This window comes from Streptomyces sp. NBC_01429, assembly GCF_036231945.1.
Taxonomy (GTDB): Bacteria; Actinomycetota; Actinomycetes; order Streptomycetales; family Streptomycetaceae; genus Streptomyces.
The window spans coordinates 6,941,888-6,968,077 of record NZ_CP109599.1 but is presented as its reverse complement, the minus strand read 5'-3'; the positions used below and the strand labels follow the sequence as shown (position 1 = coordinate 6,968,077).

Genomic DNA, 26,190 nt, shown 5'->3' with positions numbered 1-26,190 from the left:
AGCATGAGCGCCTCATGTGGTGCGAACGGCCCGCCGGGTCGGCCGCGCACCTCCCCACCCGCAGTCAAGATTCCCCCACCGCACACAAGTACGAGGGACCGCGGAATGTCAGTGCCTGTCGCCCCCAGCCCGCGCCGCATACGCAAAGCACGGCCGTTGCCGCTCACCGTTCCCCTGGCGCTGCTGGTCGTGGCGGGCGCCGCCGGGGGCGCCGTGGTGGCCACCGCCCCCGTAACGGTCCGCACCTGGGTGGCCGCGACCGTCGCCGTCGCCTGGCTCTGTCTGGCGGTCACCGCGGGCACCGCCGTGGCGCTGCTGCGGCGCGGCCGGCGCGGTGCCTCCATGACCGAGAGCGAGAGCAGGACCGCGCAGTCACAGCTGACCCGGGTCGGCGCGGACTGCGCGCAACTGCTCAACGTCACCCTGCCCGCCGTGGTCAAGCGGCTGCGGGACGGCGCGGGCGCCGAGGAGACGCTCGCCGCCGTCCCGGAACCCGCCGATCCCCCGCTGCGCCGGGTGCTGGAGGTCTTCGTCAGCGAGGTCGCCCTCGCCGAGGGACGCGCGGTGCGGGCGGGCGAGGAGCGGGAGCGGGCCGTCGCCCAACTGACCAAGGCGGCCGACGATCTGGACCTGCTGACCACCAGGACGCTGCCCTCGGCGCTCAACGGGCTGCGCTCCGGCGGCTCCGCCGACACGGTGCTCGCCACCGTGGATCCGCCCGCGGACCCGCGGCTGCGGGTCCTGATCGACTCGCTGGTCAGGGACTTCGCCCTCAGCGAGCGACGGGCGACCGCCGCGCAGGTGGCCAGCGCCAAGGCGCTCAGCCGGGTGCAGGCGAAGGCCGTCAGCATGCTGGCCGACCTGCGCGAGATGCAGGACCGGCACGGCGAGGAGGTCTTCGGCGATCTGCTCAAGCTCGACCACAACACCTCGCAGCTCGGGCTGCTGACCGACCGGCTCGCCCTGCTGATGGGCGGCCGGGCCAGCCGGGCCTGGAACAAGCCGATCCGGATGGAGTCCATCCTGCGCGGCGCGGTCGGCCGGATCGCCGCCTATCAGCGGGTCAGGCTGCACTGCTCCAGCGAAGCCGCGATCGCCGGGTTCGCCGCCGAGCCCGTGATGCATCTGCTCGCCGAACTCATGGACAACGCGGCGAACTTCTCGCCGCCGATCGACGAGGTCCATGTCTATGTCGAGGAGCGCACCGCGGGCATCGTGGTGACCATCGAGGACAGCGGTCTGAAGATGGCCGCCGCCGCCATGCGGCGGGCCGAGGAGTCCGTGTCGGGCCGGGTGATCGACCTGGCCCACCTCCAGGGCACCCGGCTCGGGCTCGCCGTGGTCGGCCGGCTGGCCGCCAAATATCACATCAGCGTCAACTACCGGCCCTCGTCGCGCGGCGGTACCGGCGTCGTGGTGCTCCTCCCGCCCCAACTCCTCGCCCAGCAGCGCGGTATGGCTCCGGAACAGTTCCTGCGGCGACCGGACCCGGAGACGACGATGCCCTCACCGCCCGTTCCCCGGGTCACGTCCGCCCCGTACGACGCACCGGCGCCACCGGCCCCCGCCGAACCCGAGCCCGTCGCGCCCGTCGCACCCGCCACGCCCGCCTGGACGCTCCCCTCGCCGTCCGCCCGGGGGGGCGGCCCCCGGGTGGCGACCCCCAACGGGCTGCCGGTGCGCCCGCCCGGCCGCACCATGGCCGCGTCCGACCGGGGCAGGCCGCTGCCGGGGACGGAGCCGGAGGACGGGGGCACGGGGGACGGCCGCGACGCGGGCTCGCAGTTCGGGGCCTTCCACCGGGCGCGCCACTCCTCCGAGCCCCGGCCGCTGGACCCGTACGGGACTCCGTTCGGGACACCGGCCGAGGCACCGTCCGACCCACCGGAGGGCCGCACACCGCCCGGCCAGCAGCCGCCCGGACAGCACCCGGCCGGATAGGCGGGCGGCGGTGCGCTCCCCGTACGGCGCCCGGAGGACCGGCGCCCCATCTCATCTCGAACGCCAGATTGGAGACACGGGCAGGTGACCTCGTTACCGGGTGCTCGCCGCCCCACACACCATGCAGACCACTGACAACAGTCTGACCTGGCTCCTGGAGAGCCTGTTGGAACGCACCCCGGGCACCCGGCACGCACTGGTCCTCTCGCGCGACGGGCTGAAGCTCTGCTGGAGCCGCCATCTCACCCTCGACCAGGCCGATCAGCTGGCCGCCATCTGCTCCGGCATCCAGGCGCTCGCCCAGGGCGCCTCGGTCGAGTTCGGCAACGGCACCGGCGGGGTGCGGCACTCGATGACCGAATTCCACGGCGGGCTGCTCTTCATCGTGGAGGCCGGCGCGGGCGCCCATCTCGCGGTCATCGCCGAGGACGGCGCCGACCCCGGTGTGGTGGGTCATCAGATGACCGAGCTGGTCGAGCAGATCGGTGACCATCTGCGGGCCGAGCCCCGCACCCCGGCCCAGGAGAGCACTCCGTCATGACCGGGCGACCCGTCGACACCGGGGACCCCGACCGTCTGTACACCGTGACCGGAGGCCGCAGCCGGGTCGACGACGACTCGTTCGACCTGGTCACGCTGATCGTCAGCGAGTGCGAACCCACCCCGGGGATGCAGTCGGAGCACGTACGGATCCTCAGCGTGTGCCGCCATCCCACGGCGGTCGTGGAGATCTCCGCCGAGCTGAACCTGCCGGTGACGGTGGTACGGATCCTGCTCGGCGATCTGCTCGCGACGGGCCGGATCACCGCACGGCATCCGCGCGCGGCCGGCTCCGCCTCCGCCCTGCCCGACTCCGCCCTCTTGAAGGAGGTGCTCCATGGACTCCGCAACCTCTGAACTCCCGGCCCGCCGCACTCCGTTGCCCGATGCCGCGGAGACCGGTCTGAAGATCGTCATCGTGGGCGGGTTCGGGGTCGGCAAGACCACGCTCGTCCGCTCGGTCAGCGAGATCCGGCCGCTCAACACCGAAGAGGTGATGACCCAGGCCGGTATCGGCGTGGACGAGACCGCCGGACTGACCACCAAGACCACCACCACGGTGGCCTTCGACTTCGGCCGGATCAGCCTCAACGAGCGGATGGTGCTCTATCTGTTCGGGGCGCCGGGCCAGGAGCGGTTCTGGTTCCTGTGGAACCGGCTGTTCTCCGGCACCCTCGGCGCGGTCGTGCTGGTCGACACCCGGCGGATGAGCGAGTCCTGGTACGCCGTCGACCGGCTCGAACACCACCGCACCCCGTTCGTCGTCGCGGTCAACCGGTTCGACGACGACGTCTCCGCCTTCTCGCTGGCGGAGATCAGGCAGGCCCTCTCGCTGCCCGAGCACGTCCCGCTGATCGACTGCGACGCGCGGGTGCGCGCGTCCGGCAAGAACGTCCTGATCACCCTCGTGGACCACCTCTACGAACTGGCCGTGGCCAGGGAGCTGACACCATGACCGACCCCGAAGGAACCGGCCCCGAAGCGGCTGTCGCGACCCCGGGCTGTCCCGTACAGCCGGACGCGCCGCTGCTGAGCGGTCTCGAACACCATCAGACACCCTCCCAGCTCTACCGGCGGCTGCGCGCGGAGCACGGCGCGATCGCCCCCGTCGTCCTGGACGGCGGGATTCCCGCGTGGCTGGTGCTCGGCTACACCGAGGTCACCTATGTCACCAGCCACGACGAGCTGTTCGGCCGGGACTCCCGGCGCTGGAACCAGTGGGACTCCATCCCCGAGGACTGGCCCATGATGCCCTTCCTGCGCCACCAGCCCTCGGTGCTGTTCACGGAGGGAGCGGAGCACCAGCAGCGGGCCGGGGTGATCACGGAGGCGCTGGAGGCGGTCGACCAGTTCGAACTGGCGCAGCTCTGCCGCGAGTTGGCCGAGGGGCTGATCGACACCTTCGCCGGCAGCGGCGGGGCCGAGCTGATGGCCGCGTACGCGCACGCGCTGCCGATGCACGCGGTGGTCCGGCTCTGCGGGATGGCGCCCGACAGCCAGGACACCGAGGACCTCGTACGGGATCTGGGGATCTCCCTGGACGCGGCCGAGTCGGACGACCCCGTCGCCGCCTACCGGCGGGCGCAGGCGCGCATCGAGCTGCTGGTGAAGGAGAAGCGGGAGAGTCCGGGGCCGGACATCACCTCCCGGATGCTGGCGCATCCGGTCGGGCTGACGGACGAGGAGATCGTCCAGGACCTGATCGCCCTCATCGCCGCCGCGCAGCAGCCGACCACCAACTGGATCTGCAACACTCTGCGGCTGCTGCTGACCGACGACCGGTTCGCGCTGAACGTGTCGGGGGGCCGGCTCAGTGTCGGCCAGGCGCTCAACGAGGTGCTGTGGCTGGACACCCCGATGCAGAACTACATCGGCCGGTGGGCCGTGCGCGACACCCGGCTCGGCGGCCAGCACATCAGGGCGGGCGACTGTCTGGTGCTGGGGCTGGCCGCCGCCAACACCGATCCGCAGATCTGGCCCGAGGGACATATCGGCGCGGAGAACTCGGCGCACCTGTCCTTCGGCAACGGCGAGCACCGCTGCCCCTACCCCGGTCCGCTGCTGGCCGACGTGATCGCCCGTACGGCGGTCGAGACGCTGCTGGAGCGGCTGCCGGACGTGGTGCTGGCCGTGGAGCCGTACGAGCTGACCTGGCGGCCTTCCATCCTGATGCGGGGCCTGACCTCGCTGCCGGTGACGTTCACGCCCGTCGTGCAGTGACTTCGGCGGCGGCCCGGATCAGTCGGCGGCGGGGACGGACACGGGCTCGGGCCGGTCGGCGGCGGTCTCCTCGCCGGTCTCGGGCCGTTCGCCCGCCTTCTTGGCGCGGTTCTTCACCACGAGCATCGAGACGATCCCGATGAGCACGGCGAGGAGCAGGCCGAGCCAGGAGAAGCGCTTGAGCCATTCCTCGGCCACCACGCCCACCGAGTAGACGACGGCGGTGGTGCCGCCGGCCCAGACGATGCCGCCGAGCACGTTGGCGATCAGGAACTTCCAGTACGGCATGTGCAGCACGCCGGCGAGCGGCCCGGCGAAGATCCGCAGCAGCGCGACGAAGCGGCCGAAGAAGACGGCCCACATACCCCACTTCTGGAAGGACCGCTCCGCCATGGCGATCTGTCCCTCGCCGAAGTGCTTGGGGAACTTGGCGCCGAGCCGGGCGAGCAGCGGCCTGCCGCCCCTGCGGCCGATGGCGTAGCCGATCGAGTCGCCGATGATCGCGCCGGCCGTGGCGCAGGCGCCGAGGACGTACGGATTGATCTCGCCGTGCTGGGAGGCGAGCAGCGCCGAGCTGACGAGGACGATCTCACCCGGCAGCGGGATCCCGAGGCTCTCCAGCCCGATCACCACCCCGACAAGGACATAGACACTGACCGCGGGGACGGTTTCGAGCCACTCCTGGACGTGCAACGCCGGTTCCTCCCGTGATGACTGACCGGTGACCGAGCCGGCCTCGACGGGCCCGTGCCCGGCTGCCCGGCGTGCGCGCCGAGGCGCACGCCGGGCAGCCTACCCGCTGGAGGGGCACGGTCCGGAATCCGGAGCGTCCGGAACACGGGAGTGACGCGGGGGTCAGGAATGCGGCCGCAGGGTCCATACGACGGTCATCTCGGCGCAGACCGCGCCGTCCTCCCGGGTGATGTCGATGGCGACGGGAAATTCGGGGCGTTCGCCGGCGTCCAGCTCGGCCACCACGTCAGCGACGGGGCGGCCCAGGGTCGCGGTGGCCGTGACGGCGCCCTTCGCGAGCTTGCGGTAGCCGATCTCGGCCGATACGGCGAGCGGGACGGCGCGGCCGAGCTGGTCGCCGAAGGCGGCGATGACGATCGCGCCGCTGGCGGACTCGGCGAGGGTGAACATGGCTCCGGCGTGCGGTCCGCCGACGTGGTTGTGGAATTCGGGCTGGTCGGGCAGCCGGAACACGGCCCGCTCGGCACTGGCCGCCACTGGCTCCAGCCCGAGGGTCCTGACCATGGGAACGGTGGAGGCGAGCATCTCGCCGACGGTCATCTGTTCAGCGCTCATGAGCCGCTAGGTTACCGGTCGGTAGTAGTTTTTGACCATCCCCTGACAGGCCGCCCGACACAGGACGGGCGCGCCCCTCTATCGTTACTCGCCATGTGGCCAGGACAGCAGCCGCCCGGGGGCGAGCAGAACCCGCAGGACCCGAATTCCAATCCGTACCAGCAGCCGGGGTACCAGCAACCGAATCCGTACCAGCAGCCCGGCTATCAGCAGCAGCCCGGGTATCCCCCTCAGCCGGGGGCCCAGGAGCCGGGCACCCAGCAGCAGCCCGGATACCCGCAGCAGCAGCCGGGATACGGACAGCCCAACCCGTACCAGCAGCCGACGGTGCCGCAGTACGCCGTACCGGGGCAGCCCGGCGGCCCCGGTCCCACGAAGGACGACGGCCGGAAGAAGACGACCGTCATCGCGGTCGTCGCCGCGGCCGTGGTCGTGGTCGCCGCCGCCGGCACCGCGTACTTCGTGGTGAACAAGGACGACGGCGGCGGTGAGAAGGCGGCGGGGGACGCCAAGCCCTCCGCGTCCGCCACCGAGGACCCGAGCGCCTCGCCCTCTCTGGACAACCCCAGGGACGGCTCGAACACCGCCAAGCCGCAGATCGCGGGGTGGAAGGTGGTGACCAACCCCAAGCACGGGACGCGGTTCGACGTGCCGCCGGAGTGGGAGGTCAGCAACCCGGACACCATAGCGGGCTTCGAGGACGAGGCGAAGGGCGACGGCTCGCCCGTCGTGTCCTTCTCCGGGCCCACCTACTTCAAGTCCGAGTGGTGCTCCCAGGACACGGACAAGGACGGCAAGCTGGAGTACACGAGCCTCGCCGGTTCGGGCACCAAGGGGGCCAGGGGCGCGAAGAACACCACGGAGGCCGCGCAGAACGAGGCGGGCAACTGGGCCTGGGCGCCGTACGCGCAGCAGGAGCCCAAGAGCGCCCTCAAGGAGAAGATAAAGGTCGGCACCGCCAAGCCCTACACGACCACGTCGGGTCTCAAGGGCAGCCTCGCCGAGGCCAAGTCCGTCGGGGTCACCAAGAAGAACAAGTGCGACACCGACGGCAAGGCGTTCGCCTTCTCCTTCGCCACCGCCGAGGGCGACTTCAAGACCTGGATCCTGTACGCGAGCGCGAGCGTGCCGGACGAGCTGCCGGACGCGACGATCAAGAAGATCCTCAGCACCGTACGGCTCGCGGGGGAGTCCGGGAGCACCTCCTGACCGCACTCCATGTGCCGGTCGGTCTTAATCGGTTGGCATCCGGGGGCGGACGCGGAAGAGTCCCCGGGTGACTTCCACCACCGACCCGCAGACCGAACCGCAGACTGCCCCTCGGAACGGGCCGGGACCGCGCCCCGGCCGCCGCAACTACACCCTGCTGACGGCCGCCGCGGTCGCCACCCATCTGGGCAGCCAGGGCGCGCTGATCGCCTCGGCGTTCGCGGTGCTGGAGACCGGCGGCGGCGCGGGGGGTGTGGGGCTGGTGGCGGCGGCCCGTACGGTCCCGCTCGTCCTCTTCCTGCTCGTCGGCGGCGCCCTGGCCGACCGGCTGCCCCGGCACCGGGTGATGGTGGCGGCCAACGCCCTCAACTGCGTCTCGCAGGCGGCTTTCGCCGTGCTGGTGCTGACGGGCGAGCCCCGGCTGTGGCAGATGATGCTGCTGTCGGCGCTGGGCGGCACGGGGCAGGCGTTCTTCAGCCCGGCCAACGAGGGCATGCTGATGTCCAGCGTCAGCGGCGAACAGGCCGGCCGGGCCTTCGCCCTCTACCGCATGGCCACGCACGGCGCAGGCATCGGCGGCGCCGCCCTGGGCGGCGCGCTCATCGCGGTGTTCGGACCCGGCTGGGTGCTGGCCATCGACGCCGGGGCCTTCCTCGTCGCCGGCGCGCTGCGCGCCTTCCTCGATGTCGGCCACATCCCGGCGCGCGCCCCCGGCGGTGGCATGATCGCCGACTTGCGCGACGGATGGCGGGAGTTCATCGGCAGGTCCTGGCTGTGGACCATCGTCGTGCAGTTCGCCGTGGTCAACGCGGTCGTCGTGGCCACCGAGGCGGTGTACGGCCCGGTGGTCGCCAAGGAGGAGCTGGGCGGCCCGGGACCCTGGGGCCTGGCGCTCGCCGCGTTCGGCGCAGGGACCGTCGTCGGCGCGCTGGTGATGGTGCGCCGGCGCCCGCGCCGGCTGCTGCTCGCCGGCACCCTGTCGGTCTTCGCGCTGGCCCTCCCGGCGGCCGGGCTCGCGGTGCCGCTGCCGGTCCCGGGACTGGTGGTGATGATGTTCGCGACGGGGGTGTCGATCGAGGTCTTCGGGATCTGCTGGATGACCACGCTCCACCAGGAGATCCCCGAGGAGAAGCTGTCGCGGGTCGCCTCGTACGACATGTTCGGCTCGTTCGGCATGATCCCGGTGGCCACCGCGCTGGCGGGGCCGGCCGAGAGCGCGTTCGGACGTACCTCCGCGCTGTGGGGGTGCGCGGCTCTGGTCGTGCTGCTGACCGCCGCCGTCCTGTTCGTCCCGGACGTACGGAATATGACCCTGCGTACGGAGCCGGTCACCGGCGGCCCGGCGGACTCCCCCGCCGTGTCAGCCGATGCCGAAAGCGCCGTCGGGCGGCCGGGGTGAGGGCACCGCGCCGCTGTCCCGTACCGCCGTCGCGTCCCCGATGAACCGCCGCAGCGCGGCGCCGTGTTCGACGCGGGCGGGGAAGACGTCGGCGGCGGTGCGCCGGGCCAGGGCCGGCAGGTCGACGGGGGTGTGCGAGGCGATCAGCACCGCGTTGCCGAAGCGCCGGCCGCGCAGGACGCCCGGCTCGGCGACGAGCGCCACCTCGGGGAAGACCGCGGCGAAGGTGGCCAGTTGGGAACGGAGGAAGCCGAAGGGCGCCCCGTCGGCGAGATTGGCCGCGTAGACACCGCCCGTGCGCAGCACCCGCGCGGCCTGCCGGGCGTACTCGACGGAGGTGAGATGGGCCGGGATCCGCGAGCCGCCGAAGACGTCCCCGATCAGCACGTCCACGGAATGGTCCGGCGCGGCCTCCAGCCACTTCCTGGCGTCCGCCGCGTGCGCGGTGATCCCGGCGGAGTCCGGTACCGGCAGCTGTTCCGCGACCAGCTCCAGCAGCCCGTGGTCGGCCTCCACCACGTCCTGCGCCGAGCCGGGCCTGGTGGCGGCGGTGTAGCGGGGCAGGGTGAACGCGCCGCCGCCGAGGTGCAGGACGGTGAGCGGCTCGCCCTCCTCGGCGGCGAGGTCGACGACGTGCGCGAGGCGCCGTACGTACTCGAACTCCAGGTGCGCCGGCTCGTCCAGGTCGACGTACGACTGCGGCGCCCCGTCGACCGTCAGCAGCCAGGCCCGCTCGCGGTCCACATCGGGCAGCAGCTTCGCGGTGCCGTGGTCCACGGCGCGGATGACGGGGATCGCTTCGCTCACGCCCCCATTGTGCGCCGTGCCGGACCTGCGCCGGACCGGACCCGGTCCTGCGCCGTGCCCGCCCCTGTCCCGGGTGGGGAAGGGGGCGGGCACGGGCCGCTCAGGGCGTCACAGCAGCCCGGTGACCGTCCCGGCGCCGACGGTGCGGCCGCCCTCGCGGATCGCGAAGCCGAGCCCGGCCTCCAGCGGGATGTCGCGGCCCAGCTCCACGGTGAGGTCCACCGTGTCGCCGGGGCGCGCGACCGCCACCTCGCCCAGGTCGATGTCGCCGACGACATCGGCCGTACGGATGTAGAACTGCGGCCGGTAGCCGCTGGTCACCGGGGTGGTGCGGCCGCCCTCCCGCGCGGAGAGCACATAGACCCGCGCCGTGAAGCGCCGGCTGGGCGCGAGGCTGCCCGGCGCCGCCACCACGTGGCCGCGGCGGACCGCGTCACGCGGCATGCCGCGCAGCAGCAGCGCGACGTTGTCGCCCGCCTCGGCGGACTCCATCGGCTTGCCGAAGGTCTCCAGACCGGTCACCACCGTCTCCTGGCCGGCGCCCAGCACCTCCACGCGGTCGCCGACGCGCACCGAGCCGCGCTCGACGGCGCCGGTGACGACCGTGCCGCGACCGGTGATGGTGAGGACGTTCTCCACCGGGAGCAGGAACGGCGCGTCCGTGTACCTGACGGGCATCGGCACATACGTGTCGACGGCGTCGAGCAGCGCCTCCACGGCCCCGGTCCAGCGCGGGTCGCCCTCCAGCGCCCGCAGACCGGAGACCCGGACGACGGGGGCCGCCTCGCCCCCGTACCCGTGCTCGGTGAGCAGCTCGCGCACCTCCAGCTCGACCAGGTCCGCCAGCTCGTCGTCGGCCGAATCGGCCTTGTTCAGGGCCACGACGATGTGGTCGACCCCGACCTGGCGGGCGAGCAGGACGTGCTCGGCGGTCTGCGGCATGATCCCGTCGAGCGCGGAGACGACGAGGATCGCCCCGTCGAGCTGGGCGGCGCCGGTCACCATGTTCTTGATGTAGTCGGCGTGGCCCGGCATGTCGACGTGCGCGTAGTGGCGGGTGTCGGTCTCGTACTCGACGTGCGAGATGTTGATGGTGATCCCGCGCGCGGCCTCCTCCGGGGCCCGGTCGATCCGGTCGAACGGCACGAACGTGCCGGTCCCCCGGTCGCTGAGGACCTTGGTGATGGCGGCGGTCAGGGTGGTCTTGCCGTGGTCGACATGGCCCATGGTGCCGATGTTGAGATGCGGTTTGGTGCGTACGTATGCCGTCTTGGGCATGATCGCTGTCCCTGTTGCTCGAAGCGTGAGCGGGACCCCTGAGCCTTGCCGACCCTCCCCCTGCGGGGTCCGCCGGACGTTCCGGGAAGGGTCAGCTTCGGGCGCCGCCGAGGGGCGCTGTCGCGGCTGCCGCCGCGACGAGTGCCGCTGCGAGGAACGCGGCAGCCTTCGGCGCGTCCGCGACTGCGGACGGCGCTGCGAGGAAGGCGTACCGGAACATGCCCTGATCATGGCGCACGGCGGTCGCGGCGTCGAACGGTTTTATCCGCGGGGCGGGTTGGGCCGCTCGGGCGTCCTGTCTCCGGCGGCGGGCGACGTATTCGCGGCGGTGCGCGTCCGGACGCGGCGGTGTTCACCGGGGTCGGCTAGTCTCCCGGGATGCTCGACACCGTCCCCGGGTCCGTCGCCGAGCCCGTCGCCCAGTCCGTCGTCCCTCCCGCTCCGGGCCTCGCCGTCCGCTGTTCCGGAGCGCTGCTCTCGCCCTGGTTCCGGCTGGGCCTGCTGGTGGCCCTGCTGGCGGCGGCGGCCTCGCTGGTCCTGCTGTACGAGCCGCAGCGGCTGCTGGCCGACGGCTGGCCGCCGCAGGTGGGCGGGGGCGCGGCGGTGGTGGTGTTCGCCGTGGCGTACGGGCTGTGCGCGGTGGCGTTCGTACCGCGTCCGCTGCTCAATCTCGCCGCCGGCGCCCTCTTCGGTTCGGCGTTCGGGCTGGTCGCCGCGCTCGCGGGGACGGTGCTGGCGGCGGGGATCTCCTTCGGGCTCGGCCGTCTGCTCGGGCAGGAGGCGCTGCGTCCGCTGCTGCGGGGCCGCTGGCTGCGGGCGGCCGACGGGCAGCTGAGCGGGCACGGTTTCCGGTCGATGCTGGCGATCCGGCTCTTTCCCGGTGTGCCGTTCGCGGTGGCCAACTACTGCGCGGCGGTCTCGCGGATGGGGTGGGTGCCGTTCCTGGTGGCGACGGCGCTCGGTTCGGTGCCCAACACGGCGGCCTATGTGGTGGCGGGCAGCCGGGCGACGTCCCCGACCTCCCCGCTGTTCCTGTGCGCGACGGGGTTCATCGTGGTCACGGGCGTGGGCGCGGCGGTGGTGGCCTGGCGCAAGCGCCACCACCTCTCCTGAGTGCCGGGCTTTCCCGGCTGCCCGGGTCCGCTACGGAGCGAGTCCGAGGTCGCCGCCGGGCGGCCGGGCGAAGAACCGCGCCACGTCGGCGTCCGTGACCTCGGTCAGCTCCTTGGGCGACCAGCGCGGGGCGCGGTCCTTGTCGACGACCTGGGCGCGGATGCCCTCCACCAGGTCGGGGAAGGTGAGCGCGGCGCACGAGGAGCGGTACTCCTGGTCGAGGACCTCCTCCAGCGTGGCCAGGCCCCGGGCCCGGCGCAGCGCGGCGAGGGTGGCCTTGAGGGCGGTGGGCGAGCGCGTCGACAGCATGTGCGCGGTGTCCTTCGCGGGCTGTCGCCCGCTGCCGAGCAGCCGCTCGACGATCTCCTCCACCGAGTCGGCGGCGTAACAGGCGTCGATCCAGGCGCGGTCCGCGCCGAGCGGCCCCCGCGGCGCCTCGGCCGCGTACCGCCGTACCGTCTCCCGTACGGCGTCGGCGTCCCGCACCTCGGGTCCGGCCAGCGCGGCCGTCAGGGCGGGCAGTTGTGCCGACGGTACGAAGTGATCGGCGAGCCCGCACAGGATGGCGTCCGCCGCGCCGACGGTCCGTCCGGTGAGGGCGAGGTGGGTGCCGAGTTCGCCGGGGGCGCGGGAGAGCAGCCGGGTGCCGCCGACGTCGGGGACGAGGCCGATGCCGGTCTCGGGCATGGCGACGGCCGACCGCTCGGTGACGATCCGGATGTCGCCGTGGGCGGACACGCCGACTCCGCCGCCCATGACGATGCCGTCCATCAGCGCGACGTACGGCTTGGGGTAGCGGGCGATCCGGGCGTTGAGCCGGTATTCGCCGCGCCAGAAGGCGGCCGTGGCGGAGCCGTCGCCGCCGGTGCGGGCCTCCTCGTGGATCAGCCGGATGTCGCCTCCGGCGCACAGACCGCGTTCGCCCGCGCCGGTCAGGACGACGGCCGTGACGCCGTCGTCCCGTTCCCACGCGGTGAGGGCCAGGTCGATGGCCTCCACCATGGGCGGGGTGAGCGCGTTGAGGGCGCGCGGACGGTTGAGGGTGATACGGGCCGTACCGCCCGCCCTCGTCAACAGCACGGGTGCGTCGTCGTGGATCATGCGGCCCAGTATGCGCGGTCCGTGTGCGCGCGGTCCCGGCAACGGCCTACCGGGTTCTGCCCGGGGCCGAGCGCGGGTCCGGGGGCAGGGGCGGCAGCGCGAGCGCTCCGATCAGCCGCTCCGCGGCCGTCGTCGCGGTCAGCTTCCCGTCCCGTACCTCCCGTTCCAGCGCGGGCGCCAGCTCCCGCACTCCCGGATGGTGGCCCAGCAGGTCCAGGAGGTGGTCGCGGACCATGGTCCAGACCCAGTCGACCTGCTGGTCGCCGCGCTTGCGCGCGAGGCGGCCGTCCGCTTCGAGGATCTCGCGGTGCTGTTCCAGCCGGGCCCAGACCGTGTCGAGCCCGCTGCCCTCGCGCGCGCTGCAACTGAGCACGGGGGGTGTCCAGGCCGCGTCGACCGGGTGCATCAGCCGCAGCGCGCCCGCGAGTTCGCGCGCGGCGGACCTGGCGTCGCGTTCGTGCGGACCGTCGGCCTTGTTGACGGCGATGACGTCGGCCAGTTCGAGGACGCCCTTCTTGATGCCCTGGAGCTGGTCGCCGGTGCGGGCGAGCGTGAGCAGGAGGAAGGAGTCGACCATGTTGGCGACGGCCGTCTCGGACTGTCCGACGCCGACGGTCTCGACGAGCACCACGTCGTATCCGGCGGCCTCCATCACGATGATGGTCTCGCGGGTCGCCTTGGCCACCCCGCCCAGCGTGCCCGCCGTCGGCGAGGGCCTGACGAAGGCGGCCGGGTCGACCGCGAGGCGCTCCATCCGGGTCTTGTCGCCGAGGATGGAGCCGCCGGTCCTGCTGGAGGACGGGTCGACGGCCAGGACGGCGACGCGGTGGCCGAGACCGGTCAGCAGGGTGCCCAGCGCGTCGATGAAGGTGGACTTGCCGACGCCGGGGACCCCGCTGATGCCGATCCTGCGGGCCCTGCCCGAGTACGGCAGCAGCTCGGTCAGCAGCCGCTGGGCGAGCCGGCGGTGGTCGGGGCGGGTGGACTCCACGAGGGTGACGGCGCGCGCGATGTACGAGCGCGAGCCGTCCAGGACGCCCTTCGCGTAGCTGTCGAGGTCGATACGGGGCGGCACGCGCTCACCGCTCGGTGCCGGGAGCGGCGGACTCGTCGGCCCCGTCGTCGCCCGTCACGTCGTCGCCCGTCACGTCGTCGTGGCCCAGTGCGGCCGAGAGCGCGGTCAGCAGGTCCCCGGCCGCGTCCGGAATCACCGTGCCGGGCGGGAAGACGGCCGCCGCCCCCATCTCCAGCAGCGTGGGGACGTCCTGGGGCGGGATCACCCCGCCGACGACGATCATGATGTCCTCCCGTCCCTCGGCGGCGAGCCGCTCGCGCAGCGCCGGTACGAGGGTGAGGTGCCCGGCGGCCAGGGACGAGACGCCGACGATGTGCGCGTCGGCCTCGACCGCCTGCCGCGCCACTTCGTCCGGCGTCTGGAAGAGCGGGCCGACGTCGACGTCGAAGCCCAGGTCGGCGAAGGCGGTGGCGATGACCTTCTGGCCCCGGTCGTGGCCGTCCTGGCCCATCTTGGCGACCAGGATGCGCGGCCTGCGGCCCTCGGCGCGTTCGAACTCGTCGACGGCGGCGCGGGTGCGGTCGACGGCCGGGGAGCTGCCTGCTTCGTGGCGGTACACACCGGAGATGGTACGGATCTGTCCCGAGTGGCGCCCGTACACCTTCTCCAGGGCGTCGGAGATCTCGCCGACGGTGGCCTTGGCGCGGGCCGCGTCCACGGCGAGGCCGAGCAGATTGCCGTCGAGCCCGGGGCCGGGTCCCGCCTCGGCCGCGGCGGTGAGGGCGTCCAGCGCCTGCAGGCAGGCGCCCTCGTCGCGTTCGGCGCGCAGCCTGCGCAGCTTCTCGATCTGCTGGACGCGTACGGCGGAGTTGTCGACCTTGAGCACGTCGATCTTCTCGTCGGTCTCGACGCGGTACTTGTTGACGCCGATGACGGGCTGGCGTCCGGAGTCGATCCGCGCCTGGGTGCGGGCCGCCGCCTCCTCGACGCGGAGTTTGGGGATTCCGGCGTCGATGGCCTTGGCCATGCCGCCCGCCGCCTCGACCTCCTCGATGTGCTGCCAGGCGCGCCGGGCGAGGTCGTAGGTGAGCTTCTCCACGTACGCGCTGCCGCCCCAGGGGTCGGTGACGCGGCAGGTTCCCGACTCCTGCTGGATGAGCAGCTGGGTGTTGCGGGCGATGCGGGCGGAGAAGTCGGTGGGCAGGGCGAGCGCCTCGTCGAGGGCGTTGGTGTGCAGCGACTGCGTGTGCCCCTGGGTGGCCGCCATGGCCTCCACGCAGGTGCGGGTGACGTTGTTGAAGACGTCCTGCGCGGTGAGGGACCAGCCGGAGGTCTGTGAATGGGTGCGCAGCGAGAGCGACTTGGCGTTCTGCGGGTCGAACTTCTTGACGAGCTTGGCCCACAGCAGCCGGGCGGCGCGGAGTTTGGCGATCTCCATGAAGAAGTTCATGCCGATGGCCCAGAAGAAGGAGAGCCGGGGCGCGAAGGCGTCCACGTCGAGTCCGGCGCCGAGTCCGGCGCGCAGATACTCGACACCGTCGGCGAGGGTGTACGCCAGCTCCAGATCGGCCGTCGCCCCCGCCTCCTGGATGTGATAACCGGAGATGGAGATGGAGTTGTAGCGCGGCATCTTCCGCGAGGTGTAGGCGAAGATGTCGGAGATGATCCGCATCGAGGGTTTCGGCGGATAGATGTAGGTGTTGCGGACCATGAACTCCTTGAGGATGTCGTTCTGGATGGTCCCGGCCAGCTTCTCGGGCGGTACGCCCTGCTCCTCGGCGGCCACGATGTAGAGGGCGAGTACGGGGAGCACGGCCCCGTTCATCGTCATCGACACGCTCATCCGGTCGAGCGGGATGCCGTCGAACAGCTGGCGCATGTCGTAGATCGAGTCGATGGCCACGCCCGCCATGCCGACGTCGCCGGTCACCCGGGGGTGGTCGCTGTCGTAACCGCGGTGGGTGGGCAGGTCGAAGGCGACCGAGAGGCCCTTCTGCCCGGCGGCGAGGTTGCGCCGGTAGAAGGCGTTGGACTCCTCGGCGGTGGAGAACCCGGCGTACTGCCGGATGGTCCAGGGCTGGTTGACGTACATCGTGGGGTACGGGCCGCGCAGATACGGCGCGATGCCGGGGTACGTTCCGAGGAAGTCGAGGCCCGCCAGGTCGCGTTCGGTGTAGAGCGGCTTGACGGCGATGCCCTCGGGGGTGTCCCAGAACAGCTCGTGGTCGCTCCTGCCGGTGTGTTCCTTGAGGGCGCCGCGCCACTGGTCCTCGGTGGTTCCGGCGCTGTCGCCGGAGCCCGGTCCGATCTCGGTGAAGTCCGGAATCCGCATCACGCCACTCCCATCCGGTCGAGGACGGAGGTGAGGACGGCGATCGCGTCGCCGCCCGCGACGACGAACTCGTCGACTCCGGCCCGTAGGTACGTATCGCGTTGGTCGCCCGGCTTGCCGGCGAGGAACACCCTCAGCGCACCTGCCGACTTGAGGGCTTCGGCGACGGGCGCCGCGCCCTCGGCGTAGAGCGCGTCGCTGGAACAGAGGCAGGCGACGGTGGCGCCGCTGCGGGTGAAGGCGTCGGCGGCGGTGTCCGCGTCGACGGTCACCGGGTCGTGTACGGGTTCGATCCCACCGGCCTGGAAGAGACCGGCGGCGAACCCGGCGCGCGCCGTGTGGGCGGCGGCGGGTCCGAGCGCGGCGAGGAAGACCCGGGGGCGGGCGCCGGTGGCCGCGAGATGGGCGTCGGAGCGGGCGCGCAGCGCCTCGTAGGCGTCGTCGCGGTGGACGGACGGCAGTCCGCCGCCCGGTGGCGCTGGGGCCGCCTCGCGCTCGACGGGGGCCTGGGCGAGCTGGGGGAACTCGCTGACGCCGGTGATGGGTTCGCGGCGGCTGGCCAGCTTGCCGGAGCGCTCGGCCCAGGTGGCCGCGAGCCGTTCGCCGACGAGGCCCGCGCGCAGGGCGGCGCGCTGGCCGCCGGCGCGTTCGATCTCCTGGAACCATGCCCAGGCCGCGTGGGCGAGTTCATCGGTGAGCCGCTCCACGTACCAGGAGCCGCCCGCCGGGTCGATGACCCGGCCGAGGTGGGACTCCTCCAGCAGGATGGTGGAGGTGTTGCGGGCGATCCTGCGGGCGAAGGCGTCGGACAGCCCGAGCGCGTGGTCGAAGGGCAGTACGGTGACGGCGTCGGCGCCGCCCACCCCGGCGGCCAGCGAGGCGACCGTGGTGCGCAGCATGTTCACCCAGGGGTCGCGGCGGGTCATCATCACCGCCGAGGTCACCGCGTGCTGGCGCTGCGCTGCGACGGCGGCGGGCGCGCCGCAGACCTCGGCGACGCGGGCCCAGAGCCTTCTCGCGGCGCGGAGTTTGGCGATCGTGAGGAACTGGTCGGCGGTGGCGGCGTAGCGGAATTCGAGCTGTCCGCAGGCGTCTTCGACGGAGAGCCCGGCGTCGGTGAGGTCGCGCAGCCAGCCGACGCCGGTCGCCAGGGAGCAGCCCAGTTCCTGCGCGTCGGAGGCGCCGGCGTCGTGGTAGGGCAGGGCGTCCACGGCGATGGCGCGCAGGCCGGGGTACTCCCGGGCGCAGAGCGCGGCGAGTTCGGCGGCGCTGCCGGTGGCATCGGCGTTCTCCCGTCCCGTACGGGCGAGTTGGCCGACCGGGTCGGCGCCGAGGGTGCCGTGCGCGGCATGGCGGGGGACGCCGCGCTCGTCGTAGAGCCGGAGCAACTCGCGTGCGGCGGGGGCGAATTCCGCACCGGCGTCAAGGGCGACGGGCGCCAGGTCGAGATAGACCCCGTCGAGCACGGTGGACAGTGCGGACACCGGCACACCGGCGTCGCCGACGGCCAGCCACAGGGAGGTGACGCCGGTCTCCAGATCGGCGAGCACGGCCTCGTTGACGCGCGCCGGGTCGGTGCCCGCGTGGCGCTGGCGTACGTCCCAGCCGGTGACCGCGCTCCCCTCCGGCCTGCCGCCCCGGGTGAAGGGTGCGAAGCCGGGATATCCGGGCGCGGCCGAGGCGTCGTCGGCAATGTCGTCGGCGGTGTACAGCGGACGGGTGACCATCCCGTCCTGAAGCTTCGTGGAGAGTGCCTCCTCGGCGGCCGGACCTTCGACGTCCCGGCCGGACTTGCGCAGCACGCCTGACACCAGGCTCTGCCACTGTTCTCGGGTCGCGTCGGGGAACTCTGCTGCCAGGGATAGCCCGTCATCAGGCAGGACCGTCATGGCCCAGATGTTAGGGCAGCCGGAACACGGCGCAGCAGGGCGCGTCGCTGTGACCTACAACTCGCCGGAAAACCCGCGCGGTAGCGCCCGCGGCGCGCCGTGCGGCAGGGGTCGGGATAGGGGGGTGGGCGGTCCCGGTGCGGGCCGGGCCGGGCCGGGCGTGTCACCAGCGCGGCGCGGGCCCCGACCCGTCGGCGGCCCGTGCGGCGCGGGCCGCCGGATCAGGGGAACCCCCTAGTGGGACCCCATGGCGTTCAGGTGTGTGCCACCGTCCCGTAACCCTCGAGCGCTACGCTTCCCCTGCCCAAAACGTGACCGCCATCACATCGGCGCCATGTCGACGGCCCGCCCGACACGACACGCTTCGGGTGCTTCGACGCGCTTCGAAACGCTCCGAAGCGCCCCACCCGCAAGCCCCGATCCGTCACCGTCCCCGTTTCACCGTCACCGTCCCCGTCACCCGTTTCACCGTCACCGTCACCCGTCACCGCGCCTTCGGCGGCCGGTGCATGAACACCCTTGGATGGCGTACCACCTCATGTCTTGGTTCGAATCTTTCGTCCTCGGGCTCGTTCAGGGACTGACCGAGTTCCTGCCCATCTCCTCCAGCGCCCATCTGCGGCTGACCGCCGCGTTCGCCGGCTGGCAGGACCCGGGTGCGGCGTTCACGGCGGTCACCCAGATCGGCACGGAGGCGGCCGTCCTGATCTATTTCAGGAAGGACATCGCGCGGATCGTCTCCGCGTGGTTCCGCTCGCTGACGAACAAGGAGATGCGCCGCGACCACGATGCCCGGATGGGCTGGCTGGTCATCGTCGGCTCGATCCCGATCGGCGTCCTCGGCATCACACTGAAGGACCAGATCAACGGCCCGTTCCGCGATCTGCGCCTGATCGCCGTCACCCTGATCGTGATGGGCGTCGTCCTCGGCGTCGCGGACCGGCTGGCGGCCCGCGACGAGACCGGCGGCAAGCACCGGGCGGGCCGGGAGCGCAAGTCGCTCAAGGACCTGAGCGTCAAGGACGGCCTGATCTTCGGCTTCTGCCAGGCGCTGGCCCTCGTACCGGGCGTATCGCGCTCCGGGGCCACGATCAGCGGCGGTCTGCTGATGGGCTACACCCGGGAGGCGGCGGCGCGCTACTCGTTCCTCCTCGCGATCCCGGCGGTGCTCGCCTCCGGGGCGTTCGAGCTGAAGGACGCGGGCGACGGTCACGTCTCGTGGGGTCCGACCGTGTTCGCGACGGTCATCGCGTTCGCGGTGGGATATGCCGTCATCGCATGGTTCATGCGCTTCATCACGACCAGGAGCTTCATGCCGTTCGTGATCTACCGGGTACTCCTGGGCATCGCCCTGTTCGTCCTGGTCGGTACGGACACCCTGAGCCCGCACGCGGGCGAGTCGTCCGGCTGAGCACCCCCGCCGTCCGGGGCGGGCGGCCGGGGGCGAGGAGTGAGGGGCGGACGACCGGGGGCGTTCCGCTCCCACCAGGCGCGAACGCCATATGCGTCCTAGTTTGGAATGGTCTGCATTCCGCACCACCGAGGAGCCGCAATGAGCGACAGCCCGATGGACAAGGCCAAAGGCAAGGCCAAGGAAATGACGGGAAAGGTCACCGGCGACCGGCGCAAGGAAGCCGAGGGCAAGACCGACCAGGCCAAGGGCAAGGCGAAGGACGCCATGGACCGCGCCAAGGGCATGAAGGACTCCATGGGCGACAAGGACTGAGGCCGTCCAACCGAGGCCGTCCACAGGCAGGCCCCCGCCGGGAACGGCGGGGGCCTCCGCCGTTCCCGGCGCCCCCATGCCGGTCATGCCGGTCATGCCGCCGACGAGCCGCGCGCTCGCCACACCGATGCCCGCACCTCTTGGTCACAGCTTGGTCACTACCCGCGCACATCCGTGACGCTCCCCCTACATCGCCCGTTACGGTCATCGCTCACGAACCACCTCGGGGGGACTCATGTCACACAATCCGCCGCCACAGCCGCCGCCCTGGGGCCGGCCGCCTTGGGGGCAGCCACCCCAGGCGGCCACGAACCCGTATGTCGCGCCCGTGCCGCCCGGGGGCCGCCCGAAGTGGACTCGCAAGCGCGTACTCCTCCCGGCCGCGGGCCTCCTGTTCTTCATGGGCGTCGGCATAGGAGCGGCCGACGATCCGGCCCAGGCGGAGAAAGCCGCCAGCGTGAAAGCCGCCCCGGCGGCGACCGTCACGGCGACGACCACGGAAACCGCCGCGCCCGAGCCCGCGGTCACCGAGACCGTCACGGCCAAGCCCAAGCCGGCTCCGACGGTCACCGAGACGAAGACCGTCAAGGTGACCGTGGAACCCGCGATCGACAGTGGTGGCGACACCGGCGGCAGCGGTAGCGGTAGCGGCGGCAGCGACAGTGGCGGGTCCGTGTATTACAAGAACTGCGCCGCCGCCCGCGCGGCGGGTGCCGCCCCCGTGCACGCGGGGGATCCGGGGTACGGACGGCACCTCGACCGCGACGGAGACGGAATCGGCTGCGAGTAGACGCACCGCACCGCGACCGACACCCGCGGGAGCGGCCGGGCACGGGCGGACGGGCGGACTGCGGGCAGGCAGGGACCGGCGGGCAGGCGCACGGCGGGCAGGCCGGGGCGTACGGGGCGGATACGGGCGGTCGCGGGGTGTAAGTGTGAGCAAGGACGCTCCCCGAACGGCCGCCGGCGCACTCCCCCGGCCCTAGGGTTGACGCATGTCCTCTTCTTCCGCATCCGCAGGCCGGGCCTCCAGCGCCGCCGCGGCCAATGAGCGGATCCGCGCGCTCGTCGACGCGGCCGACGGGACGTGGCCCGCCGAGGCGTACGAAGTACTCCTGCTGGAGTGGGCCGCGGCCCTGCACGACGACGTCGACAAGGCCGCGTAGCGACACGGTCGGGTCAGCCCGACTTTTTACACATATTTCATGAGATGTCCGGTGCGTGGACGCCCCGGCGATCGGTGAAATCCCGCGCATACGATCTCGCGTTATGCCTGCTACCGAACCCGCGCCGCCCGCACCACCGGCGCCGCCCACCACCCGGCGCGCCGAGCGCCGGGGAACCGCCGCGCCCGGTACTCCGCCGCCCCGGCGCCGGAGCTTCGGCCCGGTCGCCGCGACCGCGCTGGTGATGGGGAACATCATCGGCGGCGGTGTCTTCGCGCTGCCGGCCGCCGTCGCCCCGTACGGCACGGTCAGTCTGGTCGCGCTGCTCGTCGTCTCGGCCGGCGCCGTGCTCCTGGCGCTGCTCTTCGGCAAGCTGGCCCGCCGTTCCCCGGTCACCGGCGGGCTGTACGTGTATCCGCGTGACGCCTTCGGCGAGTTCGCCGGCTTCCTCTCCGCCTGGTCGTACTGGACCATGACGTGGGTGAGCATCGCGGCGCTCGCCGTCGCCGTCGTCGGCTACGCGGGCGTCCTGCTGCCGTTCGGCGGGAACCGGCCGGTCGAGGCGGCGGTCGCGCTGGCCGCCCTCTGGCTTCCCGCCGCCGCGAACTTCGCGGGCACCCGGTGGATAGGCGCCGTCCAGGTCGTCTCCACCGTGCTGAAGTTCGTACCGCTGCTGCTGGTCTCCACCGTCGGGCTCTTCTTCATGGACACCGGCAACTTCGGCCCCTTCAACGCCTCCGGCCAGGCCGTACCGGGCGCGCTCGCGGCCTCCGGCGCGCTGCTGCTCTACAGCTTCCTGGGGGTGGAGTCCGCCGCCATGAGCGCGGGCGAGGTCCGCGACCCCGGGCGCACCGTGGGCCGCGCGAGCGTGCTGGGCACGGTGGGCTCCGCGCTGGTCTATCTGCTGGGCACGGTCGCCGTCTTCGGTCTCGTGCCGCACGACCGGCTGTCCGGCTCCGGGGCCCCCTTCGCCGACGCGGTCAACGCGATGACCGGGGGCCACTGGGGCGGCACGGTGATCGCGCTGGTGGCCGTCGTGTCGATGGTCGGGTGCCTGAACGGATGGATCCTGCTCAGCGCGCAGATGCCGTTCGCCGCGGCCCGCGACGGGCTCTTCCCGGCGCCGTTCGCCCGCGAGAGCAAGGGCGGGGTGCCCACCTTCGGTGTGCTCGCCTGCGCGGTGCTCGGTACGGTCCTGATCGCCCTCAACTACGCGGCGGGCCCGGACGCCACCTTCCGGGTGCTCGTCCTCATCACCACGTTCACCGGCTGCGTCCCCTATCTGCTGTCGGCCGCCGCGCAGCTCTACTGGCTCGCCAAGGGCTCCCGCGAGCGGGTGCGCCCCGCCGGTCTGACCCGCGATCTCGTCGTCGCGGCGCTCTCCTTCGCCTTCTCCTTCTGGCTGATCGCGGGCGCCGGGTACGCGGCCGTCTACCAGGGGGTGCTGTTCCTGTTCGCCGGTATCCCGGTGTACGTGTGGCTGCGCGGACGGCGCCGGGACGAGGGCGAGGGCGGGGTCCGGGACGTGGACGAGGGCGCGAGCGGCGACGGAGGCGTCTCCGCGCCGACGGCCGCCGCGTGACTCCCCGCGCCTGACACCGCGCTCCTGACACCGCCCGCCCGCTCCCCGTGGCCCTCCCGAACGGTGCCGGCTGCCCCATGGGGCAGGGCGCGATGCCCCTGCCCCGTGGAGCGGCAGGCTGGACGGTCCGTGGAATCCGGCCCCAGGGTGGGAAGGCGGAGAGGAACGACCGGAACAGGGCGAGCGGCACGGTCCGGAGGAGACGCGAATGCGCGCACACGAGCGGCACCAGGAGCACGACCACGAGCATGAGCACGATGAGTCCTTCCGGTCCGCGAGGACCGACGAGGCGCGGGACACGGCAGGGACCACTCAGCTGTTCAGGGCCGCCGTGGCGGGCCGCTCCGACGTGGTCGGGACGGCCGGGATGCGGAGCCTGCAACGCTCGGTGGGCAACAGCGCCGCCGGGGCCGTGCTCAGCAGGGAGGCGGCCGAGGAGGCACCGGAGCCCGCGGCGGAGGAGCGCTCCCCCGTGCACGACGTGGTCTCCGGCGGCGGCTCGCCCCTGGACACCGACACCCGTACGGACATGGAGGGCCGCATGGGCGCCGACTTCTCCGACGTACGGGTGCACACCGACTCGGCGGCCCACGAATCCGCGAAGGGCGTCGGGGCGCACGCGTACACCGTCGGCAATCATGTGGTCTTCCAGCGCGACAGCTACGACCCGTCCTCGCCCGCCGGGCGCACCACACTGGCGCACGAGCTGACCCATGTGGTGCAGCAGCGCAGCGGCCCGGTCGAGGGCTCGGAGGCGCCGGGCGGCATCCGGGTGAGCGATCCGTCCGACCGCTTCGAGCGGGAGGCGGTCGCCAACGCCGACCGGGTGCTGGCCGATCCGGGCCCGGCGCCGGTGCCCGATCCGGTACGGACGGCGGTCCCGGCACCGGCCGCGTCGCCCCCGTCCGTGCAGTCCGTGCAGTCCGTGCAGTCCGTGCAGTCGGTCCAGCGCGAGTCCGCCGAGGACGAGGACGAGGAACCGGCCGATGTGCAGGGCTCGTTCGTCCAGCGGGCGGAGGAGGGGGCCGAGGAGGAGGAAGAGGACGCTCCGGCGGGCTGAGCGCGGCATCGCGACGGGCGGGGGTCGCCGGGGCGTGTTCCCCGGCGACCCCCGCCCGTGGTCTCGTACCTACGAGTCGGACGACTCCATGTCCGGCCGCAGTGTGCCGCCCAGCAGCAGCGACTGCGAACACCGTGTCGGCGTCGGGGCCTTGACCGGCTTGCCCACCTCACGGCAGTCGACGGTCATGGTGATCTCCCCGCCGGCCGACACCAGGATCGGGGTGACGAAGTGGTAGTCGGAGTCGCGGAAGTTCTCCAGGGCCAGCCGCAGGATGGGCGCGTCCTGGCTGGTGACGATCAGCGTGCCCGCGTCGCCCTGCGGGTTCTGGACCACGATGTCGGTGAGTTCGAAGGTGCTGCCGCCCGGCACCTTGTAGGCGGATCCGGTGGACGGTGAGCCGCCGACGGTGTCCCTGACCTCGACGCGCGCGCTGGTGGGGACGCCCGCGCCGCTCCCGGACGTCCCTCGCCCCGTGGCCGTACCGCCGGAGCCGGAGCCGGAGCCGTTGGACGCGCCCGCGTCCCCGCCCGTACCACCGCCGTCCGCGCCGCCGTCCGCGCCGTTCGACGCTCCGGTGTTCGCGGTCCCGCTCCCCGAACCTCCGTTGCCCGCACCGCTGTTGGCCGCGCCACCGGCGGGGGACGCCGTCTTCTCGGCGGCGGACGCGATCGCCTCCGGGGTGATCGCCTCCCTGGCAGCCGACTTCACCGCGGGCCGCAGCAGCGCGTACCAGAAACCGGCCAGCGCGATCACCGCGATCGCCGCGAGGACGAGGGCGCGCGGCAGCCAGCGCGGCAGGATCGCCTGCTGCTCGTACGAGCCGTCCAACGTCAGTGGCTCGTACGGCTCCTGACCGTCCGTCATCACCGGTGCCACGAACGCCTGGAACGTATGAGTGACCGGCGTGCCGCGCCACACCCGCCGTACGGGCCGCACCGACAGCTTCGCGAAGTCCGCGTGGCCGGGCGGGATCACCAGCTCCGGGGCCGTGAACTCCACCCGCGCCCGCTCGGTGCCGGTCCGGCCGGTCAGCTGTACGGTCACCGGCGCGTTGCCCCGGTTGTCCACGGCGAGCTGATGCCGGCCGCGACGGGCGCCGCTCGATCCGCGCGGCACCAGCTCCGAGGTCACCTCGGTGAACGGCGCCACGGTGACCGTTCCCTCGGGCACCACCGTCTCGCTCTGCTCGCTCGTCGGCACCACCCTGATGCCGAAGGGGGTCTCTCCCGTGAGCACCGACGGGTCGCGCGGCGGGCGCAGCCGCAGCCGCACGGTGCCGGAGGCTCCCGGGTAGAGGGAGAGAGCCGGCGGCTCCACCGTCGCCCAGGCGGCACACGCTCCGATCACCTCGAAGCGGTATTCCTCGACGGTGCTGCTGGAGTTGAGGATCTGTAGGGGGACATCCGTATCCCCGCCCGGCTCGGCGGTGACGGACGTGACGTCGAGGCTGGCCGTAACACTCATAGGACGCACCGTAGATCCGCGCTTTCCCGCGAACACCGGCCGGACAGGAACACTTTCGGGCAGAAGTCGTGCCCGGTGGGCGGGGCCTGATTTCACATGAGTACGAGATGGGAAAGGAGTAACTGCCGATGCGTATGGCGACAGGGGCTCATGTCGCCTGGCCGTATAAGGCCCGTGATGACGCGATCGGTTCGCATTTGCGGAGGGGGAATTTCATGACAGAACGTACGATCGTTGGTTTGCGCGCGCAGGATCCAATCTCCCAGGCGGGGGTGGCCAGCCAATTGCGGACCAGACCGGAGGTGACGCTGACCGGCTCGGACGAGAATGAACCCACTCCCCAGGTGGTCGTGGTGGTGGTCGATGTCATAGACGAGGAGGCGCTGCGGATGCTGCGCTCCATTCAGCGCAGCGGCAGCGCCCGCGGTGTGCTGGTGGCCACCGAGATCGACGAACAGAAGCTGGTCAGCGCCGCGGAGTGCGGCGTCGCAGGAGTGGTCAGGCGTTCGGAGGCGACCCCGGACCACCTGGTGCGGGTCATCGTCTCCGTGGCGAGGGGCGAGGGGCATGTACCGGCCGACCTGCTCGGCAGGCTGCTGGAGCAGGTGGGGCGGTTGCAGGGCCAGGTACTCGGACCGCGCGGACTGCACTTCACCGGCCTTTCGTCACGCGAGATGGACGTACTGCGACTGGTCGCCGAGGGGTACGACACCGCGGAGATAGCGACAAAGCTCGCCTACTCCGAACGCACGATTAAAAACGTGCTGCACGCCGTCATGACCAGGCTCCAATTAAGGAATCGCTCGCACGCGGTGGCATACGCGCTGCGTCAGGGCCTGATCTGAGGCGATCCGGAACGCGGCGACCCGAATCCTGTTCACCGGGCCGCGCGGCACTCGCACGAAGCGCACAACGCACAACGCACAACGCACAACGCACGGGACTGGCACGACCGGCACGACTCGTACCACTCGCACATATCCGCCGCACATTTCGCTCACGATCCGCACACCGACCGACCTGCGGAACCACACCGG

24 protein-coding genes are annotated in these 26,190 nt (G+C 72.3%); 15 read left to right on the top strand and 9 right to left on the bottom strand.

The window, feature by feature from the left end; genetic code table 11:
• Positions 1-105 precede the first annotated feature (105 nt).
• The 5 genes from OG627_RS30710 to OG627_RS30690 all read left to right on the top strand — a co-directional run bounded on the left by OG627_RS30710 (position 106) and on the right by OG627_RS30690 (position 4,701).
• The gene (locus OG627_RS30710; RefSeq protein ID WP_329070650.1) at positions 106-1,941 is read left to right on the top strand and encodes a sensor histidine kinase; all 1,836 of its coding nucleotides are present in this window, start codon (positions 106-108) and stop codon (positions 1,939-1,941) included.
• A 121-nt stretch (positions 1,942-2,062) separates the two neighbouring features.
• Positions 2,063-2,482 (top strand): roadblock/LC7 domain-containing protein, encoded by a 420-nt coding sequence (locus OG627_RS30705; RefSeq protein WP_329070648.1) that lies wholly within the window; start codon positions 2,063-2,065, stop codon positions 2,480-2,482.
• Positions 2,479-2,838 carry a DUF742 domain-containing protein gene (locus tag OG627_RS30700; protein ID WP_329070646.1) on the top strand — a complete coding sequence of 120 codons (360 nt, stop codon included), beginning with the start codon at positions 2,479-2,481 and terminating at the stop codon, positions 2,836-2,838. The genes OG627_RS30705 and OG627_RS30700 overlap by 4 nt, the downstream gene beginning before the upstream one ends.
• On the top strand, positions 2,819-3,436 hold the full coding sequence (locus tag OG627_RS30695) for a GTP-binding protein (RefSeq protein WP_329070644.1): 618 nt from the start codon (positions 2,819-2,821) through the stop codon (positions 3,434-3,436). The genes OG627_RS30700 and OG627_RS30695 overlap by 20 nt, the downstream gene beginning before the upstream one ends.
• The gene (locus OG627_RS30690; protein WP_329070641.1) at positions 3,433-4,701 is read left to right on the top strand and encodes a cytochrome P450; all 1,269 of its coding nucleotides are present in this window, start codon (positions 3,433-3,435) and stop codon (positions 4,699-4,701) included. The genes OG627_RS30695 and OG627_RS30690 overlap by 4 nt, the downstream gene beginning before the upstream one ends.
• Positions 4,702-4,719: 18 nt before the next feature.
• On the opposite strand, the gene OG627_RS30685 is transcribed toward OG627_RS30690, so the two are convergent.
• On the bottom strand, positions 4,720-5,394 hold the full coding sequence (locus OG627_RS30685) for a DedA family protein (protein ID WP_329070639.1): 675 nt from the start codon (positions 5,392-5,394) through the stop codon (positions 4,720-4,722).
• 162 nt (positions 5,395-5,556) lie between these two features.
• Positions 5,557-6,009 (bottom strand): DUF4442 domain-containing protein, encoded by a 453-nt coding sequence (locus OG627_RS30680; RefSeq protein ID WP_329070637.1) that lies wholly within the window; start codon positions 6,007-6,009, stop codon positions 5,557-5,559.
• Positions 6,010-6,102: 93 nt separating this feature from the next.
• Here OG627_RS30680 and OG627_RS30675 point away from each other — a divergent pair, with 93 nt between their 5' ends.
• Positions 6,103-7,218 (top strand): hypothetical protein, encoded by a 1,116-nt coding sequence (locus OG627_RS30675; RefSeq protein WP_329070635.1) that lies wholly within the window; start codon positions 6,103-6,105, stop codon positions 7,216-7,218.
• Positions 7,219-7,285: 67 nt separating this feature from the next.
• Complete coding sequence (locus OG627_RS30670) at positions 7,286-8,617, top strand: MFS transporter (protein WP_443073568.1); 1,332 nt, start codon at positions 7,286-7,288, stop codon at positions 8,615-8,617.
• Here OG627_RS30670 and OG627_RS30665 read toward each other — a convergent pair.
• Both OG627_RS30665 and tuf read right to left on the bottom strand, forming a co-directional pair.
• Complete coding sequence (locus OG627_RS30665) at positions 8,579-9,424, bottom strand: spermidine synthase (protein ID WP_329070633.1); 846 nt, start codon at positions 9,422-9,424, stop codon at positions 8,579-8,581. The two genes, OG627_RS30670 and OG627_RS30665, sit on opposite strands and share 39 nt — an antisense overlap.
• Before the next feature lie 108 nt (positions 9,425-9,532).
• Positions 9,533-10,702 carry an elongation factor Tu gene (gene tuf, locus OG627_RS30660; protein WP_329070631.1) on the bottom strand — a complete coding sequence of 390 codons (1,170 nt, stop codon included), beginning with the start codon at positions 10,700-10,702 and terminating at the stop codon, positions 9,533-9,535.
• Positions 10,703-11,080: 378 nt separating this feature from the next.
• Between tuf and OG627_RS30655 the strand changes: the two genes are divergently transcribed.
• Positions 11,081-11,815 (top strand): TVP38/TMEM64 family protein, encoded by a 735-nt coding sequence (locus OG627_RS30655; RefSeq protein WP_329070629.1) that lies wholly within the window; start codon positions 11,081-11,083, stop codon positions 11,813-11,815.
• A 30-nt stretch (positions 11,816-11,845) separates the two neighbouring features.
• Here OG627_RS30655 and OG627_RS30650 read toward each other — a convergent pair whose 3' ends face one another.
• The 4 genes from OG627_RS30650 to mutA are packed head-to-tail and all read right to left on the bottom strand — an operon-like array spanning position 11,846 to position 18,152.
• Positions 11,846-12,916 carry an enoyl-CoA hydratase/isomerase family protein gene (locus OG627_RS30650; RefSeq protein WP_329070627.1) on the bottom strand — a complete coding sequence of 357 codons (1,071 nt, stop codon included), beginning with the start codon at positions 12,914-12,916 and terminating at the stop codon, positions 11,846-11,848.
• 46 nt (positions 12,917-12,962) lie between these two features.
• Positions 12,963-13,991, bottom strand: coding sequence for a methylmalonyl Co-A mutase-associated GTPase MeaB (meaB, locus tag OG627_RS30645; protein WP_329070625.1), 1,029 nt, complete (start codon positions 13,989-13,991; stop codon positions 12,963-12,965).
• Positions 13,992-13,995: 4 nt separating this feature from the next.
• Positions 13,996-16,263 carry a methylmalonyl-CoA mutase gene (gene scpA / locus OG627_RS30640; RefSeq protein ID WP_329070622.1) on the bottom strand — a complete coding sequence of 756 codons (2,268 nt, stop codon included), beginning with the start codon at positions 16,261-16,263 and terminating at the stop codon, positions 13,996-13,998.
• Complete coding sequence (mutA, locus tag OG627_RS30635) at positions 16,263-18,152, bottom strand: methylmalonyl-CoA mutase small subunit (RefSeq protein ID WP_329070620.1); 1,890 nt, start codon at positions 18,150-18,152, stop codon at positions 16,263-16,265. Before mutA ends, scpA begins: the two co-directional genes overlap by 1 nt.
• A gap of 538 nt (positions 18,153-18,690) precedes the next feature.
• On the opposite strand from mutA, the gene OG627_RS30630 reads away from it, so the two are divergent.
• From OG627_RS30630 to OG627_RS30605, 6 genes are all read left to right on the top strand, one after another.
• A complete protein-coding gene (locus OG627_RS30630) occupies positions 18,691-19,563 on the top strand; it encodes an undecaprenyl-diphosphate phosphatase (RefSeq protein WP_329070618.1) in 873 nt (290 codons plus the stop codon).
• A 141-nt stretch (positions 19,564-19,704) separates the two neighbouring features.
• A complete protein-coding gene (locus OG627_RS30625) occupies positions 19,705-19,878 on the top strand; it encodes a CsbD family protein (RefSeq protein ID WP_329070616.1) in 174 nt (57 codons plus the stop codon).
• Between the two features lie 400 nt (positions 19,879-20,278).
• Positions 20,279-20,668, top strand: a complete 390-nt coding sequence (locus OG627_RS30620; RefSeq protein WP_329070614.1) for an excalibur calcium-binding domain-containing protein — start codon at positions 20,279-20,281, stop codon at positions 20,666-20,668.
• 205 nt (positions 20,669-20,873) lie between these two features.
• Positions 20,874-21,044, top strand: a complete 171-nt coding sequence (locus OG627_RS30615; RefSeq protein WP_329070612.1) for a hypothetical protein — start codon at positions 20,874-20,876, stop codon at positions 21,042-21,044.
• A 103-nt stretch (positions 21,045-21,147) separates the two neighbouring features.
• A complete protein-coding gene (locus OG627_RS30610; protein ID WP_329070610.1) occupies positions 21,148-22,626 on the top strand; it encodes an amino acid permease in 1,479 nt (492 codons plus the stop codon).
• A 208-nt stretch (positions 22,627-22,834) separates the two neighbouring features.
• Positions 22,835-23,686 carry an eCIS core domain-containing protein gene (locus tag OG627_RS30605; RefSeq protein ID WP_329070608.1) on the top strand — a complete coding sequence of 284 codons (852 nt, stop codon included), beginning with the start codon at positions 22,835-22,837 and terminating at the stop codon, positions 23,684-23,686.
• Between the two features lie 69 nt (positions 23,687-23,755).
• On the opposite strand, the gene OG627_RS30600 is transcribed toward OG627_RS30605, so the two are convergent.
• On the bottom strand, positions 23,756-25,153 hold the full coding sequence (locus OG627_RS30600; protein ID WP_329070605.1) for a COG1470 family protein: 1,398 nt from the start codon (positions 25,151-25,153) through the stop codon (positions 23,756-23,758).
• Between the two features lie 215 nt (positions 25,154-25,368).
• Here OG627_RS30600 and OG627_RS30595 point away from each other — a divergent pair, with 215 nt between their 5' ends.
• The gene (locus tag OG627_RS30595; RefSeq protein WP_329070603.1) at positions 25,369-25,998 is read left to right on the top strand and encodes a helix-turn-helix transcriptional regulator; all 630 of its coding nucleotides are present in this window, start codon (positions 25,369-25,371) and stop codon (positions 25,996-25,998) included.
• The last annotated feature ends 192 nt before the right edge of the window (positions 25,999-26,190 follow it).

Coding starts and splice junctions, on each gene's coding strand:
- OG627_RS30615 (WP_329070612.1), top strand. CDS start 20,874: ATGTCCTCTTCTTCCGCATCCGCAGGCCGGGCCTCCAGCGCCGCCGCG.
- OG627_RS30680 (WP_329070637.1), bottom strand. CDS start 6,009: ATGAGCGCTGAACAGATGACCGTCGGCGAGATGCTCGCCTCCACCGTT.
- OG627_RS30690 (WP_329070641.1), top strand. CDS start 3,433: ATGACCGACCCCGAAGGAACCGGCCCCGAAGCGGCTGTCGCGACCCCG.
- tuf (WP_329070631.1), bottom strand. CDS start 10,702: ATGCCCAAGACGGCATACGTACGCACCAAACCGCATCTCAACATCGGC.
- OG627_RS30630 (WP_329070618.1), top strand. CDS start 18,691: ATGTCTTGGTTCGAATCTTTCGTCCTCGGGCTCGTTCAGGGACTGACC.
- OG627_RS30695 (WP_329070644.1), top strand. CDS start 2,819: ATGGACTCCGCAACCTCTGAACTCCCGGCCCGCCGCACTCCGTTGCCC.
- OG627_RS30650 (WP_329070627.1), bottom strand. CDS start 12,916: ATGATCCACGACGACGCACCCGTGCTGTTGACGAGGGCGGGCGGTACG.
- scpA (WP_329070622.1), bottom strand. CDS start 16,263: ATGCGGATTCCGGACTTCACCGAGATCGGACCGGGCTCCGGCGACAGC.
- OG627_RS30595 (WP_329070603.1), top strand. CDS start 25,369: ATGACAGAACGTACGATCGTTGGTTTGCGCGCGCAGGATCCAATCTCC.
- OG627_RS30700 (WP_329070646.1), top strand. CDS start 2,479: ATGACCGGGCGACCCGTCGACACCGGGGACCCCGACCGTCTGTACACC.
- OG627_RS30620 (WP_329070614.1), top strand. CDS start 20,279: ATGGGCGTCGGCATAGGAGCGGCCGACGATCCGGCCCAGGCGGAGAAA.
- OG627_RS30705 (WP_329070648.1), top strand. CDS start 2,063: ATGCAGACCACTGACAACAGTCTGACCTGGCTCCTGGAGAGCCTGTTG.
- OG627_RS30675 (WP_329070635.1), top strand. CDS start 6,103: ATGTGGCCAGGACAGCAGCCGCCCGGGGGCGAGCAGAACCCGCAGGAC.
- OG627_RS30710 (WP_329070650.1), top strand. CDS start 106: ATGTCAGTGCCTGTCGCCCCCAGCCCGCGCCGCATACGCAAAGCACGG.
- OG627_RS30600 (WP_329070605.1), bottom strand. CDS start 25,153: ATGAGTGTTACGGCCAGCCTCGACGTCACGTCCGTCACCGCCGAGCCG.
- OG627_RS30625 (WP_329070616.1), top strand. CDS start 19,705: ATGAGCGACAGCCCGATGGACAAGGCCAAAGGCAAGGCCAAGGAAATG.
- OG627_RS30605 (WP_329070608.1), top strand. CDS start 22,835: ATGCGCGCACACGAGCGGCACCAGGAGCACGACCACGAGCATGAGCAC.
- OG627_RS30655 (WP_329070629.1), top strand. CDS start 11,081: ATGCTCGACACCGTCCCCGGGTCCGTCGCCGAGCCCGTCGCCCAGTCC.
- OG627_RS30610 (WP_329070610.1), top strand. CDS start 21,148: ATGCCTGCTACCGAACCCGCGCCGCCCGCACCACCGGCGCCGCCCACC.
- mutA (WP_329070620.1), bottom strand. CDS start 18,152: ATGACGGTCCTGCCTGATGACGGGCTATCCCTGGCAGCAGAGTTCCCC.